This is a genomic window from Rhodococcus sp. LB1, assembly GCF_001583455.1.
GTDB lineage: Bacteria > Actinomycetota > Actinomycetes > Mycobacteriales > Mycobacteriaceae > Rhodococcus_F > Rhodococcus_F opacus.
This window is the reverse complement of record NZ_LTCZ01000076.1, coordinates 76327-96542: the sequence shown is the minus strand read 5'-3', so window position 1 is coordinate 96542 and position 20216 is coordinate 76327. Positions and strand designations below refer to the sequence as shown.

Sequence of the window (20216 nt, the reverse complement as noted above, 5' to 3'; positions counted from 1 at the left end):
CCGAATTCGACGAAATCGAAAACATCCTCCGCAGCGTCCTCACCGAAGCCTGGACCCTGCTGTGAACCACCAGGACCTTCCCGGGCTGTACGTCGGCGGCCGCTACCGGGACGGCCGGGCAGCCGAGCGGTACGAGGTGCTCGATCCGGCCACCGGTGAGGTGATCTCCTCCCGCACCGAAGCGTCGGTGGACGACGTCGACGACGCGGTCGCCACCGCGAAGACCGCCTACGCGGACTGGTCGACGACGAGCCCGGGCGAGCGTTCCGCCGTCCTGACTCGATGGGCCGCCGAGCTCACGGACATGTCCGACGACATCGCACGCACCGAAACCCGGCAGACGGGCAAGCCCCTCAAATTGTCGACCGAGTTCGACGTTCCCGGGTCGATCGACAACGTGTCGTTCTTCGCCGGCGCGGCCCGCAATCTGGAGGGCAAGGCGTCGGGCGAGTACTCACCCGACCACACGTCCAGCATCCGCCGCGAACCCGTCGGGGTGATCGGCTCGATCGCGCCGTGGAACTATCCGCTGCAGATGGCCGCGTGGAAGATCCTGCCCGCGGTCGCCGCAGGCAACACCATCGTGCTCAAACCGGCGGAGATCACTCCCCTCACGTCGCTGCTGTTCGCGGAGGCCGCGTCCCGAGCCGGAATGCCGGACGGCGTCGTCAACGTGATCACCGGCCGCGGCGTGACGACCGGGTCGTCGCTGGTGTCGCACCGGGACGTGAGCATGGTGAGTTTCACCGGATCGACGCCCGTGGGACGGCAGATCGCGGCCGCCGCGGCGGGCAAGCGACTCCATCTGGAACTGGGTGGGAAGGCCCCCTTCGTGGTGTTCGACGACGCCGACCTCGAGGCCGCGATCAACGGGGCCGTCGCCGGTGCCCTCATCAACTCAGGTCAGGACTGCACCGCGGCCACCCGCGCCTACGTGCAGCGCCCGCTGTACGACGACTTCGTCGCCGGGGTGGCCTCGCTCATGGATACCGTCCGACTGGGCGACCCGTCCGATCCCGGTACCGACATGGGTCCGTTGGTGTCGCGGCGACAGCAGCAGCACGTCGCCGGATTCATCGATCGCGCCCGCGACACCGGGGCGAAGATCGTCCGCGGCGGATCCGTCCCCGGGGGCGACCTCGCGTCCGGCTTCTACTACGAGCCGACACTCGTCGTGGGTGCCGAGCAGTCGAGTGAGATCGTGCAGCGGGAGATCTTCGGCCCGGTTCTCGTCGTCCTGCCGTTCGAAAACGATTCGGACGGAATCGCACTCGCCAACGACACCGACTTCGGGCTGGCGGCGTCCGCCTGGACGCGGGACCTGTACCGGGCTCAAACCGCCTCCCGCGACATCGCCGCAGGGTGTGTCTGGATCAACGACCACATCCCGATCATCAGCGAGATGCCCCACGGCGGGTACAAGGCGTCCGGTTACGGCAAGGACATGTCGACGTATTCGCTCGACGAGTACACCAACGTCAAGCACGTCATGTCCGACATCACCGGAACCGCCAGGAAGGACTGGCACCGGACGGTGTTCGGCGACCGACGATGAGCCCGGTCGCCGGGACGGCAGCTCGTGTGCCGTCCCGGCGACAGCGGCGGTTCTGCCAAGTCGCGCCCCGCGCGCGACTACGCTGACGAACAGGCGCGTTCGCTTCAGCTGAAAGGCAGAGACGATGCATGTGACCCCGTTCGCCTGGATTGTGACGATCATCGTGATCATCGCGCTGCTCGCGTTCGACTACTTCTTCCACGTCCGCCACGCGCACATCCCGACGCTGAGGGAAGCGGCGATCTGGTCGTCGATCTACGTCGGACTCGCGTTGCTCTTCGGAGTCGCGGTCCTGATCTTCGGTGGCGTCGACATGGGCTCGGAGTACTTCGCCGGCTACGTCACGGAGAAGGCGCTGTCCGTCGACAACCTCTTCGTCTTCCTCATCATCATGTCCAGCTTCCGGGTCCCGCGCGAAGACCAGCAGAAGGTCCTGCTGTTCGGCATCGTGTTCTCGATCTTCGCCCGGACCGCGTTCATCTTCCTCGGCGCCGCGCTGATCAATTCGTTCGCGTGGGTGTTCTACTTCTTCGGCCTGATCCTGCTGATCACCGCCGGCAACATGCTGCGACCCGAGACCGAGGATTCGCACTCGGCCGACAACTTCATCATCCGGATCGCGAAGAAGTTCATGCACACCACCGAGCACTACGACGGCGACAAACTCTTCACCATCGAGAACGGCAAGCGGGCGATGACGCCGATGCTGCTGGTGATGGTTGCGATCGGCGGCACCGACATCCTGTTCGCGCTCGACTCCATTCCCGCGATCTTCGGCCTCACCCAGAACGTCTTCGTCGTCTTCACGGCCACCGTGTTCTCGCTGATGGGTCTTCGGCAGCTGTACTTCCTGCTCGACGGACTCCTCGACCGCCTCATCTACCTGTCGTTCGGACTGTCCGCGATCCTCGCGTTCATCGGGGTCAAGCTGATCCTGCATGCGCTGCACGAGAACAACCTGCCGTTCGTCAACGACGGCGAACCGGTGAACGTCATCGAGATCAGCACGTTCGCGTCGCTGGCCGTCATCATCGGCATCCTCGTCATCACCGTGATCGCGTCGCTCACCAGCAAGCGGGGCCGGGCACAATCCGCCATCGCCGGTGCCCGGCGGCACGCGATCAACTACCTCGACCTCGACTACACCGCCGACCTGGCCGAGCGCGAACGCATGTATGACAAGTTGCTCAATGAGGAGGAACAGCTCAAGAAGCTCGACCCGAAGTTCAAGAAGATGGTCCGCGAAGAAACCGCACTCATGGACCTCATCAAACGCTCCCACCAGGAGCACGACGCGTTCCTCAAACAGAATTAGGCGAACAACGAAGCGCCCACCGAATCGGCGGGCGCTTCTGTGACTCGTGCCCCATCCCCATGAAGGCACGCGCCGCGACTACCTCCTCCTCATGCGCATTCCGCCGTCCGCCATTCCCATGGCGGTGATACCGAGACCCAGCAGACAGACAACGATGCCGCAGACCACGTTCGACCAGATCATTCCCGCCGTGGTGGTTACTCCGACGACCAGCCACGGGCTGACGATCATCCACAGACCCAGCAGCGGCGCGACGAACGCCATGCCGTGCGTGCGTGAGTAGGCCGACGTGAAGCCGACGGCAAGCAGTGCCACCGCAACACCCGACAACAGGTTGCACATCGCCAGGCCCGACTGGCTCGCGAACCCGACAATCCACGGCGACGCCGCCATGTAGAGGCCCGCCATGAACATCAAGCCCTCGGTGACCTGCGTCATCGGCTGTTCCGAGACTCGGTCGTAGCGAGCCCGCAACTCGGCGATATCAGGGTGTCTCTCGATCGACATACCTGGTGTCGTCATCACCCACCTCCTTGAAATGAGAACCAATCCCTACCGAAGGGGGTGCCCCGAACTTTGCACGGCAAACCAGCGATAACCAGGTAATTTTTGCGAGTTTGTGCTACCGACCAGTCCCCACGGACCGCGGCGCCCTTGGGCAAGCGTCCAGGGGCGGGCATACTCGAATTGTGTGGTGGATTGCCTGGGTCGCGCTCGTGTGGGTAGCACTGTCGGTGCCGCTCGCGATCCTCATCGGGAGAGCGATTCGGCAGAAAGACCTGCGCGAACTGCCCGCCAGGGAGGACGCGACAAGAAAGAACGACCCGCCCGACCGAACGGTTGCGTGACCGCGCCCCAGCGCGCGCAGTCCCGGCGCAGCTTGGAAGGATAGCGGGATGGCGCTGCCCTTCTATCCACTCGTGTTCATGAACCTGTTGTTTGCGGCGACCACACTGTGCCTTGCACGACCCTCCCGCCTGACCGCCGCAGCCACCGTCGCTGCCGCCGTGCTGTGGCTATTCGGCAACGGTCCGCTCGAGGGTCAAGTGCTCTGGGCACTCAACTCTCCACACGGTTTGACCGTGTCCGACCTGCTGTCGGCGGTCGCACTCGGAATCGCGATCTGGGGGTTCCGCCAAGCTGGATCGTGGGACCCGAGGCCGAAGCGCCCTCGACGCCTCCTCCGCAAGCGGCTCTGAACCACCACTTCACCCGCGACTACGCTGCTCTCGGCTCACGCGCCGTCGCGATGCACCCCCGCAGGTACGACCGCGGACTCGCGTATCCGTGACCGCACGCGAGCGGTGACCTGCCAGATCAAAGTTGTGTCGTGGACGCTGATGCACGGCACGCCGAGCGCATGGGCGTGCTGAACGGCGGCCGATTCCTTCGGCGAACACCGCCCGTCCAGAATGTCCTCGGTGACGATGACGCAGAGCACGTCTCCCTCGAGTTCACGGATCGGTTCCAGCCCGTGGAGCGCCACCCATTGCCGGACCATCGCCCACTGCGACACGTCGTTGTAGCGGGTGGGATTGCCGACGAACAATACACGGCGAGACCGACGGGCTCGGGCGACCTCGATGCTGGAGATGGGTGACATGCCAAAGGTTCCTGTCCACGTGAACGGCTGATCCCGGTACGGGACAACTCTCTCCCGGCGCAACGCCGACGTCTGTCCCCCGATCAGGCGGTGCATCGGATGAATCTCGACTCCCCCGATCAGGGGACACCCCCGCACGTGAGTGGCACAGTGTGCTCGGGTGCGCATCGGCACTCACCTGGGAGGTTGCATGATCACTGCTCTGTGCTGCCGCGGCATCGGTGAGGATCGGGGCGTCAACATGCTCACCAACACCACACAACTGCTGGATCCCGCACGGTTCGTCGTCAAGCAGGTTCCGTGGGAGGCAAGTTACGGACCGGTGCCCGATCCGGGTGGATCGGCGTTCGACAAGGCGCTGTCCGAAGGACGCACGCTTCTGTTGCGGATGATCGCGGAAGATCCGAATCCCGTTGTTCTGCTCGGCTACTCGGGAGGCGCTGCGCTCGCCGGCAACGTGGCGGCCGAGGTGGGACGGGGGCAGCATCCCTCGCTGGACGTTCGCGGGGCCGGTCTGATCGCCGATCCGCTGCGGCCGGCATCTCCGGACCTGCCGGGCTGGGGAATCGCGGGGCAACGCCCGATCACGGGGATGCCCGTGTGGCAGATCGCCGACCCGTTGGACGTCATCTGCTGCTGTCCGGGCAACTCGCCGCTGCGCACGTTCGCGGACCAGTCGGCGGCCTTCTCCCTCGCCGACCCGGCGGCGTGGGTGGCGGACCTCCTCGACCGGCTCCGCACCCGCCGGTGGCAGGCGGTGATCCTGAACTGGTGGCGACCGTGGACGGTGTGGCAGCAATACTCCGAGGCCATCGACGACGTGAACGGTTACCTGTTCCGGGGCGACCACACCAGTTACGGGGTGCGGCTCGCCCCGGGCACCGAGAGAACCTACTGCGCGCTGCTCGCGGATCGCGTCAACGAACTGAGCGAATGACCAGTGCCCGCGCAGGCTGGGTGAGTTCAGGGATTCTCGGGTGCCGGTTCCTCGTCTCCCGGCGGCTCCTCGCCCTCGGCCTCCTGATCCTCACCCTCGGCCGGCGGCTCGTTCTCGTCGACCGTGGGCTCCTCCTCAGCTACCGGCGGTTCCTCCTCGACAACAGGTGGCTGCGAGGATGCGGCGGGCTGCTCGACCGCCGGCGGAACCACTGCAGGCGGCGATACCACCGGCGCCTGCTGCTGACCTGCGACCGGAGCCTGCCCACCCCCGCCGGAAACGCCCTGCCCGGTCCCCGACGAACCGCCGCCGCCTCCGTTCGACTCGGGTACGACAGCCGGCGGTGCGAGCTCCGATGTCGGCGGAGTGGTCGTGGCGGCGGCGGGCGTCGCCCTTGTGGTCGAGCCGGCCGTTTCGGATGTCGGCGTCGGTTCGCTGTCGGACCCGCAGGCCGACAGCGTCAGGAGTGCACAACTTGCCGCGATAACCACCGAGCGTTTCAAGACCGTCTCCTTCGTTCGAGTATCTATCGATCGAACGGAACATACGGTCCGTTTGGTACGTTTTGGCGCCTTTGCGTGGAATCGTCACCCTTCCGACACGAACTGCGGCTCAGCTCTGCGCGTTCCTGCGCGCCGCACGCTTGGCCCAGGCATTGCGGACCATCGACAGCGGCGTCGGCGGCACCCAGCCCAGCTGGACCGCCTGACCGAGATCGTCCCGGGTGGCCCAGTGCTCGATGACGCGACCGTCTTCGACGCGCAACCAGTGCGACTGGTTGACCGCGAACGATCGCCCCGTGGGCGCGAACACCTGGTCGATCGATCCCGGCTCGTCGTAGACGACGAAGGGTCCGACGTGCCTGCCCTTCATGATCGTGTGGACGACGGCGAGGTCGCCCTCGACCACGACATGCTCGACATCGAACCGCAGCTCGGTGAAGGCGGACCGCAGCCACACGGCGGAAGCGTAGAACGCGTCGGGCCCGCGCCCTCGTGTCCGCGGGGGTTCCGTCGCGCTCTCCCGATTGAATGCGCCCGAGTGGACGACGGAATCGAAATCGGCGCGGCTTCCGTTCGCCATGATCTCCATCGCGCGAACGGCGAGGGATTTCACTTGCTCCGACGGGGCCGGTTCGTCCACGTTCACGGTGCACTCCGCAACAGTCGGTGGGAACTCTCAGTATTCGACCGCCGCCGACTGGAAGTCAACGACCTGAGCCAGTCCGATCGGGTGCGGGATTTGCGCGCGCCTCAGCGAAACCGCCGTCGACGGCGGTACCGTCGGGGAGGTGATGGGACTGCCTGATGCGATCTCGGCCTGCTTGTTCGATCTCGACGGTGTGCTCACGGCGACGGCGGTGCTGCACCGGAAGGCGTGGAAACGCACGTTCGACGAGTTCCTGAAGCATCGCGAGGGCGCGAACTTCCGGCCGTTCACCGACCAGGACTATTACGACTACGTCGACGGACGCCCCCGCGCCGACGGGGTCCGGACCTTTCTCACGTCCCGCAGCATCACGTTGCCGGAGGGGTCGCCGGACGATCCGCCCGGCGCCGAGACCGTGAACGGTGTCGGGAACAGCAAGAACCGGCTGCTGCTGAAAGTCATCGAGGAAGAAGGCGTCAGCCCCTACCCCGGTTCGGTCCGCTACATCAGCGCGGCGTACGACGCCGGTCTGAAGATCGCCGTGGTCACGTCGTCCGCGAACGGCAAGGCCGTCCTCGACGCGGCCGATCTCAGCCGCTACGTCCACGTTCGCATCGACGGGGTGGTGATCAGCGAGCAGGGTCTCCGCGGGAAACCCGCGCCGGATTCGTTCCTCGCAGCCGCTCGCGCCCTCAACGTGCATCCCGATCAGGCGGCCGTGTTCGAGGACGCCCTGTCCGGAGTGGAATCGGGGCGGGCGGGCGAATTCGGTTACGTCGTCGGGGTGAATCGCAACGATCAGGCCGAGGCGCTACGCGAGCACGGCGCCGACGTGGTGGTGAACGACCTGGCCGAACTCCTGGAAAGGTGAGCATGGACGACAAGGGCTACGAGATCTCGCCGTGGCAGCTGCGCTGGCGCGGACTGGATCTGGAGGCGCTGCACGCCACCGAATCCACCTTCGCACTGTCCAACGGGCACATCGGGATTCGTGGCACGTTCGAGGAGGGTGAACCGCGCGGTCTCCCCGGCACCTACCTCAACGGGTTCTACGAGCAACGTCCCCTGCCGTACGCGGAGGCGGGCTACGGATACCCCGAGGACGGGCAGACCGTCGTGAACGTGACCGACGGCAGCATCATCCGCCTGCTCGTCGAGGACGAGCCCATGGACATGCGGTACGGGAGTGCACCGGCACACGAGCGCGTCCTCGACTTCCGCTCGGGCACCCTGCGCCGCACCACCGAGTGGACGTCACCGACCGGACGCCGGGTGCGTATCCACTCGGAACGACTCGTCTCGTTCACCTCGCGCGCGGTCGCCGCCATCCACTACGAGGTCGAGCCGCTCGACGGCGACATCGAACTCGTCCTGCAGTCGGATCTGCTCGCCAACGAACACATCCCGGCCCGCACGGACGACCCGAGAGTGGCTGCCGCCCTGGACAGTCCGCTAGTCTCCGATTTCGCTGCCGCCCACGACTTCAAGGCTGTGCTCGCCCATCACACGAGGGCGTCGGGACTGCGGATGGCCGCGGGGATGGACCACGAGATCGACTACCCCGCCAACGGGCGGTGCAGCATCGAGACCGAGGAGGATCTGGCACGGCTCACCGTCGCCGTCGACATCCCGCAGGGTGAACGCCTGAGGGTGACGAAATACCTGGCGTACGGGTGGTCGGCGCGGCGGTCGACTCCGGCTCTGCGCGGCCAGGTGGAGGGGGCGCTCGCCGGCGCACTCGAAACCGGCTGGGAAACCCTGCTGAAACGGCAGCGCGAGTATCTCGACGCATTCTGGGAGACGGCGGACGTCGAGATCGACGGCGACGCGGAACTTCAGCAGGCGGTGCGGTTCGCGCTGTTCCACGTGCTGCAAGCGGGTGCTCGCGGTGAATCGCGGGCGATCCCGGCGAAGGGCCTGACCGGGCCCGGATACGACGGGCATGCGTTCTGGGATACCGAGACATTCGTCCTCCCGCTGCTCACGTACACGGTGCCGGACTCGGCCCGCGACGCGCTGCGCTGGCGGCACTCCACGCTCGACAAGGCGAAGAACCGCGCCATACAGCTGGGGCAGGCAGGCGCCGTGTTCCCGTGGCGCTCGATCGACGGCGAAGAATGCTCGGGCTATTGGCCCGCGGGAACCGCGGCCTTCCACGTGGGTGCCGATGTCGCCGCGGCGACGTCCCGGTACCTGGCCGCGACCGGGGACGAGGAGTTCGAAGCCGAATGCGGTGTCGAACTGCTCGTGGAGACCGCCCGGCTGTGGACGTCGCTCGGCCATCACAATGCGCAGGGCGAGTTCCGACTCGACGGTGTCACCGGACCGGACGAATACACCGCCGTCGCCGACAACAACGTGTTCACCAATCTCATGGCGCAGAAGAATCTGCGCGACGCGGCGGCCGCCTGCGAGAGACGCCCCGGCCTGGCGCGCGAGCTCGGTGTGGACGACGAGGAAGCTGCGCTCTGGCGAGATGCCGCCGAGCACATGCGCATCCCGTTCGATGACGCTCTCGGCGTCCACCAGCAATCCGACGCCTTCACGCACCACGCCGAGTGGGACTTCGAAGGCACACCACCCGAGCACTATCCGCTGCTGCTCCACTACCCGTACTTCGATCTCTACCGCAAGCAGGTGGTGAAGCAGGCCGACCTGGTGCTGGCGATGTATCTTCGGGGCGACGCCTTCACCCACGAACAGAAGATCGCCAATTTCGCCTATTACGAGGCACTGACGGTTCGGGACTCGTCCCTGTCGGCGTGCGTGCAGTCCGTGATGGCCGCCGAGGTCGGGCAACTTCAACTCGCCTACGACTACCTCGCCGAGGCCGCTCTGACCGATCTCCACGACCTCCACGCCAACGTGGAGAACGGATTGCACATCGCCTCACTCGCCGGAACGTGGATGGCGTGTGTCGCGGGATTCGGTGGAATGCGCGATCACGGCGGCAACATCTCCTTCGCGCCGCGGATACCACCACAGCTTGTCAATCTGTCGTTCCGGATGACGGTGCGGGGCAGCCAGATCCACGTGGACGTCCGCGCCAAGACCGCTACCTACCGCCTGCTGTCCGGCGAACCGGTTCAGCTTGCCCATCACGGCAACTCGTTCACACTCGACTCCTTCCCGGTCACGCGGCCGATCCCCGAACTGCCGAGCACCCCGGCCGTACGGCAACCGTACGGCCGGGCACCCGCGCGTCGTGGCGGCTGAGCCTGAACTCGACTACACCGTCGCGGCCTGGTGCGGTTCCAGGTAGTCCCGGTAGGCGTCGTGACCGCGGGTTCCCTCACGCGCACCCACCAGCACTCCACCGAGGATTGTCGCGCCGACGCCGCGCAGGTTGTCGGCGGCCTCGGCAAGGTGCTGACGCTTCGTCTTGCCGTATCGGGCCACGATCAGCGCACCGTCCGAGATCGCGGACAGGGCCGCGGAATCGGTGACCGGGAGCAGCGGGGCGCCCGCGAACACCACGTAGTCGAACCGGTCTCGCAGGGTAGCCACGACGGATCTCGCAGCAGCGGAGCCGAGAAGCTCGCTGGGATTCGCCGGCAGCGGCCCCGACGGAAGCAGGGACAGATGCTCGTACGTCGTGGTACGAATTGCCTCCGTCAGGTCGGCTTCGCCGCGCAGCACCGAACTCAGTCCTGCACCGGATGCACCGTGGATTCCCAGCGTCGACGCTACCAGCGGTTTCCGGAGGTCCGCCTCCACGATGCACACGGTCTGGCCCGCTGCCGCCAGGGCGACACCGAGATTGAGCGCAGTCACGTCCGAATCCTCGCCCGGTGACGGACTGGCAACGACGATGACGTGCGGAGGGTTCGCCGCATCGGCGAACTGCAGATTGGTGCGCAGCTGCCGGTGAGCCGCTCCCACCGGAGACGTCGCATCCGACAGATCCACGACGCCACCGGACGATCCTGCACCGTCCGGAATGGTTCCGATCAGCGGAGCACCGATCTGCCCCTCGACCGCTCGCCGGTCCTTCACCGTCGCGTCGAGCCAGTCGCGGATCACCGCGAGCGCGATGCCGAGCAGGAGGCCGACGGCGAGGCCGAGCACCACATTCCGGTTCTCCGACGTGGGCAGCGCCTCGGTGGGCACCGTCGCGTTCTGCTCGATGGACACCCGCGCCGGCTTCGGGTCGGGATCCTCCATGGTGATCGAGTACCCAGACTCCGCGGTATCGGGGCTGGCCAGGACCTGCGGCGGCTGGGCCTCCTTGTTGGCGGCCGCGGCCTCGATATCGGTCGTCGCCAGTTCGTCCATCATCGACACGAACTGCTCCGACAGCGTGTCGGCGATGTCGCGTGCCCGTTCCGGCGAGGTGTCCTGAACCTTCACGTGCAGCAGCAGTTCGGGCACCGGCGTCGCTTTCACGTTCGCGACGAGTTGGGCAGGCGTCATGTCGAGATCGAGTTCGTCGATCGTCCGTTGCGCCAGCTTCTTCCCGGTCAGCAACTCGGCGTACGTGGCGAGGCGGGGCTGGGTGGACGAGACGTACAGCAGCGTCGAGGTCTGATACACAGGCTTCGTGAACAGCGTCGGAATGAACGCGCCCAGCGTCACCACCACCGCGGTGACCGCAACGATCTTCCAGCGCTCCTTGACGATGCGCACATAGTCCTGGATGTCCACTTACACCCTCTCTTTCCGTTTCACTTCACGTTCACGCAGTACCGCTCCGACCACTTTCAACGCCGCCTGGGACGTCATGTGCCAGTGCCCGCTGTCGACGACGTGCTCACTGATACTCCCTACAACGTAGGGCTCCCAGCCCGTCACCGCGCGAGTAGCACCCGAATCTTCCTGCCCCGCCGCGAAGAACAGGACGTCGCCGTGGAAGACGCGGGGTACGTGACTCCTCGTCAACTCGTGGTGTCGTCCGGCTCCGCCGATCATTCTGTGGAGATGGGCCGGGGTGATCGCCGACAGCGGCCCACCCAGCCTGCCCAGGAGGTTCACCGCGGCTTCGGTCGTGAGATCCGCGACGGGGAACGGTAGCGAGTCCTCGAAACCCAGTCCGGCGAGCAAGTCCTCGGCACCGACCGGGAGAGCTTCGGACGCGGAGTGCTCCGTCCGGCTGTCGAGCATGACCAGAGTCGCGACTTCTTCACCGACCGATTGGAGTTGGACGGCCATCGCATGCGCCAGCACTCCGCCGAGGGACCAGCCCAGCAGGTGATACGGCCCCTCCGGCTGAATGCGGCGGATCTCCTCGACATACCCGGCCGCGAGTTCGTCGAGTGACGAGGGCGGCGGTCCGGAAGCGGTGACGGCGGGCGACTGAATCCCGTAGATCGGGTGCTCCGGATGCAGATGCGAGGCCAGACCCGAATAGCACCAGGACAAGCCCACGATGGGATGGACGCAGAACAGGGGTGGGCGCGTGCCGACCGTACGAATCGGGAGGATGACGCCGAGTGCCTCGTCCACGTCGGATTCGCCCGAGTCCATGCGCTGTCCGATCGAATGTGGCGTCGGATCGGACATCAGCGTGCGCAGCGGAACCTCCACCCCGGTCTCGGATCCCAGCCGGTTCAGCACCCGCACTGCGAGGAGGGAGTTGCCACCCAGCTCGAAGAAGTTGTCGTCGGCACCGACCCTGTCGATACCGAGCGCGTCGCCGAACGCCGTCGCAACGGCGACCTCGGAGGCGGTCTCCGGGGCTCGGTACGCACGGGCCTCGAACTGCGGCGACGGCAACGCCCTGCGGTCGAGCTTTCCATTGGGGCCCAGTGGAAACTCCTCGAGCACGACGATTCGAGTAGGCACCATGTATGACGGCAGGGTACGCCTCGCCGTCGCCTTGATCAGCTCGGGATCCAGCACTCGTTCCCCGTCGGCCCGCACGTAACCGACGAGGTGCTCCCCCGCGCGCGCATCGTCGACGAGGGCTACCGCTGCTCGGGACACCCCTTCCCCGCGTTCCAGCACCGTCTCGATCTCACCGAGCTCGATCCTCAGGCCTCGCAGCTTCACCTGGAAGTCCGTGCGTCCCACGTGCACCAGTCGTCCGGATCCGTCCCACTTCACGAGGTCGCCGGTGCGGTACATCCTGCTTCCGTCGGGCCCGAAGGGATTGGCGACGAACCGGCCCGCCGTGAGGTCGCTTCGGCCGACGTACCCTCGGGCGAGCTGGGCGCCCGCGAGGAACAGCTCGCCCGCAACACCTGCCGGGACGGGCCGAAGACGCGTGTCGAGCACGAAGACCTGTGTGTTCCAGACCGGGCCCCCGATCGGCACCTGAGCTTCCGGCCTGCCGACGATCTCACATGCCGTGGTCGTCACCGCAGCCTCGGTGGGACCGTACGTGTTGTGGAACGCACCGGGCGCGAACGCCAGGACATTCGCTGCGAGCGCGGGAGACAGTTCCTCGCCACCGGCGAAGACGTGGCGCACGGACGTGAGGCAGTCCCCGTGTCCATCCGCGAGGAAGGCCGCCAGGACCGAGGGAACGAAGTGCACCATGGTGATTCGACGATTACGGATCACCGAGGCGAGATAGTCGACGTCGCGGTGCCCCCCGGGACGCGTCACCACGAGCTGTGCACCCACGCACAGCGGCAGCAGGCACTCCCAGACGGACACGTCGAATGTGGACGGTGCCCGCAGAATGCCTCGATCGTCAGCGGTGACGTGATACTCGTTCCGGAGCCAGTGCAGCTGGTTCACGATGGCGCGGTGACTCACCGTCACGCCCTTGGGTGTGCCCGTCGAGCCGGACGTGAACATCGTGTACGCGACGTTGTCCGGGTGCAGTGGCGCCAACCGGTCCGCGTCGGAGATCCGGTTCGGGCTGTATCCGGAGAGGTCGGCAGTGTCGATCTCGACGTGGGGGACACCGGGCATCGACGGCAACCCGACTGTCGACGTGGTCACCATCAGCCTCGGCGCCGACGCCTCGATCACGGCGGCGATGCGTTCGGCGGGATGCTCCGGGTCCACCGGTACGTATCCGGCACCGGCCTTCAGGATCGCGAGTGTCGCCACGACCAGTTCGAGGGAACGCTCGACGGCCAGCGCCGCCAACGTGTCGGGCCGTATTCCGTGGCCGATGAGAAGTCGGGCACACCGGTTCGCGCGCTCGTCCAGCTCGGCGTAAGTCATGACCTGGCCCTCGAAGACCAGAGCGATCGAGTCGGGTGCACGCCGAACCTGGACGTCGAACAGGTCGACCACCGTCTCGGGCCGGATCTCCACCGCCGTGCAGTTCGGCTTCACGAGGATGTCGGACGTCTCCGTTTCCGTGAGGAGGCGGATATCACCCACATTGCTTGTGGGGTCGGCAGCGAAGACGTCGAGGAAGTGCTCGAACAGCCGAGCCACTCGCTCGGCTGTCGTCGCGTCGAACAGATCCGTCGCGTAGGTGAGCCGACCGGACAATCCGGCGCCCCGCCCCTCTCCGTCGTATCGATCGGCCAGGGAGAAGTCGAGATCGAACTTGGTGACGGCTGCGTCGAAGTCCATCGGAGACAGCGTCAGTCCGGGCAACTGCCAGGTGGCCTCCACCTGGTTCTGAAATGCGAGCATTACTTGAAACAGCGGCGAAAAGGATTGTGAACGAGGGGGGTTCATCCGTTCGACGAGTTGCTCGAACGGCACCTCGGAATGTGCCAGTGCAGCGAGGTCTGTCTCCCGGACGCGTTCGAGCACGTCGGACAGTGTCTCGTCGAGATCGATCCCGGTGCGCAGAACGAGAGTGTTGACGAACATCCCGACGAGTTCGTCGAGTTCCCGCTCCCCTCGACCGGCAACCGCCGTGCCCAGCGCGACATCCGAGGACCCCGTCAGGCGGGCCAGCAGAACCGCCAGAGCGGAATGGACGACCATGAAGAGCGTCGCATTGTGCTGCTGCGCAACCAGAGTGAGCCTTCGATGGGTCCTTGCGCTGACGTTCAGGCGCACAGTCGCACCCCGGTACGAGGCCACGGGCGGGCGGGGCCGGTCGGTGGGCAGGTCGATCACGTCCGGAACCCCGGCGAGGGTACGCGTCCAATAGTCCAGCTGCCATGCCGCCCGGGAATGGGGATCGTCGCCGGAACCGAGTGTCTCACGCTGCCACAGAGCGAAATCCGCGTACTGGACGGGGAGCGCGGTCCACGTCGGTGCGGCTCCACGAGCGCGCGCGTCGTAGGCTGTGGCGACATCACGCGCCAGGGGCGCGAGAGAGAAGCCGTCGGCGCTGATGTGATGAACCGCCATCACGAGAACGTGTTCGTGCTCGCCCACCTTCAGGAGCCGTCCACGAACCGGAGCGTCGACGGTCACATCGAAGCCTGCCGACAGGAACGAAAGCACCTCTCCGTCCACGGAACGTTGCGAGACCTCCACGGGCGTGAGATCGAGATGCACGTCGTCGACGGGCAGTACCACCTGAGCGGGAACCCCGTCGACGGCGGGGAAGACGGTGCGCAGCGATTCGTGGCGGCCGAGCAGGTCACGCGCCGCGTGCCGGAGCGCGTCGACGTCCAGTCCGCCGGTCAATCGCACTGCAAGCGGGAGGTTGTAGACGGGCGACTCCGGATCCACCCGATTGAGGAACCACAGTCTCTGTTGCGCTGGTGACAACGGAATCCGGTCCGGCCGGTCACGTGCGACGAGGGGAACCCTGTGGCCGGTTCCGGCCTCGGCTTCGACTCTCGTCGCCAAGGCCTCCACCCGCGGTGACTCGAACAGCATCCGCACCGGAATGTGCGCATCGACGGCCGCGCCCAGCCTGGCCGCCACTTGCGCTGCGATCAGCGAATTGCCGCCGAGCGCGAAGAAGTCGTCGCCCAGACCCACGGACTCGAGGCCGAGCACCTCCGCGAAGACTCCGGCCACCACCTGTTCCACCACCGAGTTCGGTGCGCGGAACTCGTGGGATTCCAGCACCGGCACCGGGAGCGCATCCAGATCGGTCTTCCCCGAAGCGGTGAGGGGGAACGCGTCGAGAACCACAATCGTGGTGGGAACCAGGTAGGACGGCAGGACCTGTGCGAGTGATTCACGGACCTCCTCGACGTCGAGGGGACCGCGCGGCACCACGTACGAGACGAGGGCGTCGACGCCGATCGCGTTGGGACGCGACACCGTCACCGCGCTCTCGACGTCCGCGACGCGAGCGATCGCGACGTCGATCTCACTCGGCTCTATCCGGACCCCGCGAATCTTGACCTGCCTGTCGACGCGCGCGACGAAGGACAGTCGCCCGTCGGCGCGCCGATGCACCAGGTCCCCCGTCCTGTACATGCGAGAACCGTTGCCGGAAGCCACGAACCGGGACGCGGTACGCTGCGACGCCCCCACGTATCCCCGCGCAAGACCCGCGCCGCGCAGATACAACTCTCCGACGCCGCCTACCGGGACCGGCCGCAGACGTGCGTCGAGGACGACAGCGGTGGTGCCGGGAACGGGGGCACCGATGGTCACCTGCTCGTCGACCTCGGCGAGGGTTGCGACCACTGTGGACTCGGTCGGCCCGTACGCGTTGAGCATCTTCCGTCCGCGACTCCACTCGGCGGCGAGTTCGGCCGTCAGCGCCTCGCCTCCGACTGCGACGACCCGGAGAGCGTCGAGTTTCGAGGACTCCAGCGACCCGAGCACGGCCGGCGTCGACAGGTAGTGCGTGACGCGGAGATCGGTCAGGACGTGCTGCAGGTCGGGTCCGGCGTACACGTCGGCCGGAGCCACGACCAGGCAGGCCCCCGAGCCGAACGCCAAGAGGATCTCCAGCATCGCCGCATCGAACGTGGGGTTGTACCCCTGCAGGACACGGGAATCCGCGCTCACGTCATACCTGCGCACCGCCTCGTCGACCAGCGAGGACAATCCGCGGTGCGTCACCATCACACCCTTCGGGGCGCCGGTCGAACCGGACGTATAGATGACGTACGCGAGGTCGTCCGGGCACACCGGTACCGTCGCCGGGCGGGGCGAGGAGAGCACTGCGTCGGCGACAGTCAGCCACGAGATGGCCGGCGCGACCGATTCGGATTCGGCGGTATCCCTGCCGATTCCCACCTGCACGGCAGCCTCGCGCAGGACCGTCGAGAGTCGCTCCGCGGGGTGCGTCGGATCGACCGGGAGGAAGGCGGCACCCGTCTTCGCGACCGCCCACAGCGCGATCACGAAGTCGACGGATCGTGGTAGTGCCAGCGCGACAACGGTTCCGGGCCTCGCGCCGCGCACAGCCAGTTCGTGTGCAAGGGCATCGGACCTCTGCGCGAGCTCCCGGTACGAGAGTGTCACGACGCCGTCCGTCAGGGCAGGCGCGTCGGGATGTGCGCGCGCGGTGGCGGTCAGGATGCCGGCGAGAGTCCTTGCGTTCGGCGCCCTTTCACCCTCGATGGCGGCAGCTGCCGGCAGTGGGATCTCACCGATCACGGCGTCCGGGTCACTGACGACGGCCACCAGCAACGGGACGAACGCCTCGGTGAGCGACCGTACCGTCCCGGCGTCGAAGAGAGACTGCGAGTATGTGACCGTCGCACCCAGCGTTGCCGGTGCGCCGCGTCCCCCGGCAGCGACGAATGCGAACTCGAGGTCGGACGGAATTGTCCGGTCGACTGTGTCGTCACCGCAGCGAAGGGACAGGATCACCTGCGGCCTGCGACCGCCGAAGAGTTCGTCGTCGGGGTCGAACGGGGCGTCGGCGTACTCGAACGCTGCGGAGTCGAACTCGTGAACCTGTTCGAGCAGCGTCGCGAAGGACAGGTCCCGGTCGACGGACGTGCGCAGGGGAAGGACGTGCCCGTACCCGACCTGATTCACCCGTCCACCGACGACGATGTCGCTGTGGCCGCCGAAGGACCCGAGCAGCACCGCCAGCGCCCCGTGGAGAACTTCGAACAGCGAAGTCCCGCGGTGCCGGGCCAACTCGACGCAGCCGTTCCAGGTCTCGGCCGGGACCGAGAATTCGTGCACGGTCGAGTTGCCGTTGTCGCGTCCGGCGTGGTCGGTCTGCAGGGGCGCTGCGGAACCCACACCGCGCAACGCCTCCGCCCACCACGCGATACCGTCGTGCAGCGCCGAGTCCTCGGCCGGCTCGACGTATTCGAGCAGGTGGTCGTCCGTCCACCTGGCAAGATCACCCGTCCGATACATACGCGCGTATTCGGGATCGAACGGGTTGGCCACGAATCGGGCCGCCGTGTCTGCCGGTCGGCTCGCGTAGCCGCGCCCGAGGCCGGCCCCGGACAGGTACAGGTCGCCGACGACGCCGACCGGCACCGGCTTCAGAGCCCGGTCCAGTACCACCGCCGACACTCCCGCGATCGGTCGTCCGAGAGTCACGGGCGACGCGGGCGTTCGTTCATCCGTGGCTGCGGCCCACACCCCCGAGTCTCCCGGCCCGTACAGATTGAGCACGGTCCGGCCCGAACCCCAGCGCGACACCAGTTCGACCGGGTATCCGCGACCCGTGAGAGCGAGCACCTGGAGTCTCTCGAGGCCGGTCGGGTTGGTCGCGGCCGGAGCCGCGGGCCCCGAGGCCCAGTGCGTCACACGTTCGCGGCGCAGAAAGCGGGACAGCTCTTCTCCGCCGCGGAGTTCGCAGGGTGCGATCACCAGTGTCCCGCCGCACACCGCGGCGACGAGTGCGTGCAGGGACTGCCCGCACGACCGATGCCCTGCCATCAGGATGCGGGAGTTGTCGTCCGCACGATAGACGCGAACGAGCGCGGCTGCGCGCGCGGCCAGAGCCCGGTGGCTGATCGTCACCCCACGGGCTCTGTCCGCGGAGCCGTGGACCACGCAGGCCGTGTGATCGAGCGACAGCGGTCGAACGAGGTCGGATTCGGTGATCGGTGTCGAATCTCCCGGCCGATCCGCCACGTCGATCCAGTCGATGCCGGCAGGCACGACGGACTCGTCCACGGCGAGCACGGCCACGGCACCGGAATCCGTGAGCAGATCTTCGATCCGTTCGCCGTCGACGTGAGGGTCCAGCGGAACGGCGGCGGCCCCGCATCGCGCCACGGCCCACACGGCGACCACCTGTTCCAGCGAGGCGGGCACGATCACCGCGACGGCGTCTTCCGGGCCGATCCCACGCTCGATCAGTCGGCGGGCGAGCCTGTTGGACCGATCGTGTAGTTCGGGGTAACTCGTGTCGACTCCCGCGGCTCGAACGGCCACGCCGCTCGAGTCGCCGGTCACGTCGAGCAACTCCGGCAGAGTCACCGCGGCGGCCGGCGCAGGTCCACTCGCGGGGACGAGCGAGTCGTGTTCACCACTGGTCAGCACTGCCGCGTCGCCGACCTCGCCCGCGGGCGCTGCGCCGACGAACTCGGTCAGGAACGACATGAAACGCGCGTGATGACGCGCGAGCTCGGCCTGCTCGTACAGAGCCGGATTGGCCTCGAAGTCGACACGAATGCTGTGCCCGGTTACCGCCGGGTAGATCGCGAGAGTGAGGTCGTCCACGGGTCCTGCAGTGAGGACGGTGAACTCACCGAGAACATCACCCCACCAGGTCTCCTGGTGAAACATCATGATGTTCACCATCGGACCGAAACTGCTGCGACCGTCCGAGTTCACCCGCATGTCGTGAAGGATGTCCTCGTAGCGGTATCGCTGATGCCGGAGGGCCCCGGTCAGTTCCAGCTGGACGCGGCGGACGACGTCCTCGATGCTGCTGTGCGGATCGATACGGATCCGAAGCGGCACCACGTTCGCCACGCTGCCGCCCGACCGTCGCGCCGACGCCGTCGTCCGCGCCGAGACCGGCAGACTCAGGACGATGTCGGCACTTCCCGTCATTCGCGCGAGATACGCGGCGAAGGCCGCCACCACGACCGGCACCTCCGACGAGTGCCAGCGCCTGGCGAGTGCGCCGATACTGTCGGCCAGTTCAGTTTTCATCACCCCGCTCTCGAGGAGTGACACTGCCGCGGGATAGGCCTTCCGATCGGTCAGCCGGGCCGGTTCGGGGAGACCAGCGGTCCGTTCGGCCCAGTACTCGCGGTCGAGCTGGAATCTGTGGGTGGCGGGGTACTCGTCCTCCGCTTCGTAGAGTTGACGCAGGTGAAGCGCCTTCGACGGCGGCGCTTCGGTGCGTTGGACGGCGTGCGTGTACAGCTCTGCGACACGGTTCATCAAAACCATTGCGCCGTAGCCGTCGAGAATCAGATGATGCGCGAACGTCGTCAGGAAGTAGTGGTCGTGGCCTACGTGCAGAAGTTCCGCCGAGATCAACCTGTCACGGTAGACGTCCAGAGGCCTGCGCCGTCGTTCGTCCATCCTCCGATGGGCCTCCGCGACCGGATCCTGGTGCAGTCGTAGATCGACATACCCCAGTTCGTCCTCGATCGTCTCGTCCGCCAACTGAAATGGCTCGCCCGCGTATTCGACGAGGCGGATTCCGGGCGACTCGATATCGAACGATCCCTGCTCGGACGCCCACTTGAGTGCGCCGACGTCGACGTGACCCCGCAGTTCGACGTATTGGGCCACCAGGATCGGCACCGTCGGGTCGAGTTGCTGCGCGAACCACAGCCCCTTCTGCGCATGGGAGAGCGGGAAGGCTCGCGCGTCGCGCTCACCGGCATCGTCACGCATGCGCACTACATTCCCCCCCAGCCACAGTTTTGAAATACCCGATCCGAGCGGCACTACACCTATGGGTGTCGAAGAGTCCGTATCGGAAACCATACTCGGATACCGCCCT

The 20216-nt window shown here is 66.7% G+C and carries 12 protein-coding genes; 6 read left to right on the top strand and 6 right to left on the bottom strand.

The window, feature by feature from the left end; translation table 11 throughout:
- The first annotated feature begins 61 nt into the window (after positions 1 to 61).
- Positions 62 to 1555, top strand: a complete 1494-nt coding sequence (locus AZG88_RS13925; RefSeq protein WP_005238198.1) for a gamma-aminobutyraldehyde dehydrogenase — start codon at positions 62 to 64, stop codon at positions 1553 to 1555.
- Positions 1556 to 1679: 124 nt separating this feature from the next.
- On the top strand, positions 1680 to 2870 hold the full coding sequence (locus AZG88_RS13920) for a TerC family protein (protein WP_061698021.1): 1191 nt from the start codon (positions 1680 to 1682) through the stop codon (positions 2868 to 2870).
- Between the two features lie 78 nt (positions 2871 to 2948).
- On the opposite strand, the gene AZG88_RS13915 is transcribed toward AZG88_RS13920, so the two are convergent.
- Positions 2949 to 3392: an SPW repeat protein gene (locus AZG88_RS13915; RefSeq protein ID WP_025432050.1), complete on the bottom strand. Its 444-nt coding sequence runs from the start codon at positions 3390 to 3392 to the stop codon at positions 2949 to 2951.
- A gap of 374 nt (positions 3393 to 3766) precedes the next feature.
- Between AZG88_RS13915 and AZG88_RS13910 the strand changes: the two genes are divergently transcribed.
- On the top strand, positions 3767 to 4069 hold the full coding sequence (locus AZG88_RS13910; protein ID WP_005238176.1) for a hypothetical protein: 303 nt from the start codon (positions 3767 to 3769) through the stop codon (positions 4067 to 4069).
- A 35-nt stretch (positions 4070 to 4104) separates the two neighbouring features.
- On the opposite strand, the gene AZG88_RS13905 is transcribed toward AZG88_RS13910, so the two are convergent.
- Positions 4105 to 4473 carry a hypothetical protein gene (locus AZG88_RS13905; RefSeq protein ID WP_005238174.1) on the bottom strand — a complete coding sequence of 123 codons (369 nt, stop codon included), beginning with the start codon at positions 4471 to 4473 and terminating at the stop codon, positions 4105 to 4107.
- 190 nt (positions 4474 to 4663) lie between these two features.
- Between AZG88_RS13905 and AZG88_RS13900 the strand changes: the two genes are divergently transcribed.
- Positions 4664 to 5410, top strand: coding sequence for an alpha/beta fold hydrolase (locus AZG88_RS13900; RefSeq protein WP_061043851.1), 747 nt, complete (start codon positions 4664 to 4666; stop codon positions 5408 to 5410).
- Positions 5411 to 5436: 26 nt separating this feature from the next.
- Here the strand turns inward: AZG88_RS13900 and AZG88_RS13895 are convergent, their stop codons facing one another.
- Positions 5437 to 5913, bottom strand: coding sequence for a hypothetical protein (locus AZG88_RS13895; protein WP_005238169.1), 477 nt, complete (start codon positions 5911 to 5913; stop codon positions 5437 to 5439).
- Positions 5914 to 6022: 109 nt separating this feature from the next.
- Entirely contained in the window at positions 6023 to 6502 is a 480-nt protein-coding gene (locus AZG88_RS13890) for an ester cyclase (RefSeq protein ID WP_442971718.1), read from the bottom strand.
- Positions 6503 to 6704: 202 nt separating this feature from the next.
- Here AZG88_RS13890 and AZG88_RS13885 point away from each other — a divergent pair, with 202 nt between their 5' ends.
- Complete coding sequence (locus AZG88_RS13885; RefSeq protein WP_082764733.1) at positions 6705 to 7430, top strand: HAD family hydrolase; 726 nt, start codon at positions 6705 to 6707, stop codon at positions 7428 to 7430.
- A gap of 2 nt (positions 7431 to 7432) precedes the next feature.
- Positions 7433 to 9775 (top strand): glycoside hydrolase family 65 protein, encoded by a 2343-nt coding sequence (locus AZG88_RS13880; protein WP_061698019.1) that lies wholly within the window; start codon positions 7433 to 7435, stop codon positions 9773 to 9775.
- Between the two features lie 12 nt (positions 9776 to 9787).
- On the opposite strand, the gene AZG88_RS13875 is transcribed toward AZG88_RS13880, so the two are convergent.
- Together AZG88_RS13875 and AZG88_RS13870 are read right to left on the bottom strand one after the other, a co-directional pair.
- The gene (locus AZG88_RS13875; RefSeq protein ID WP_005238162.1) at positions 9788 to 11203 is read right to left on the bottom strand and encodes a polysaccharide biosynthesis tyrosine autokinase; all 1416 of its coding nucleotides are present in this window, start codon (positions 11201 to 11203) and stop codon (positions 9788 to 9790) included.
- A complete protein-coding gene (locus tag AZG88_RS13870) occupies positions 11204 to 20107 on the bottom strand; it encodes a non-ribosomal peptide synthetase (RefSeq protein WP_061698018.1) in 8904 nt (2967 codons plus the stop codon).
- Positions 20108 to 20216: the final 109 nt, after the last annotated feature.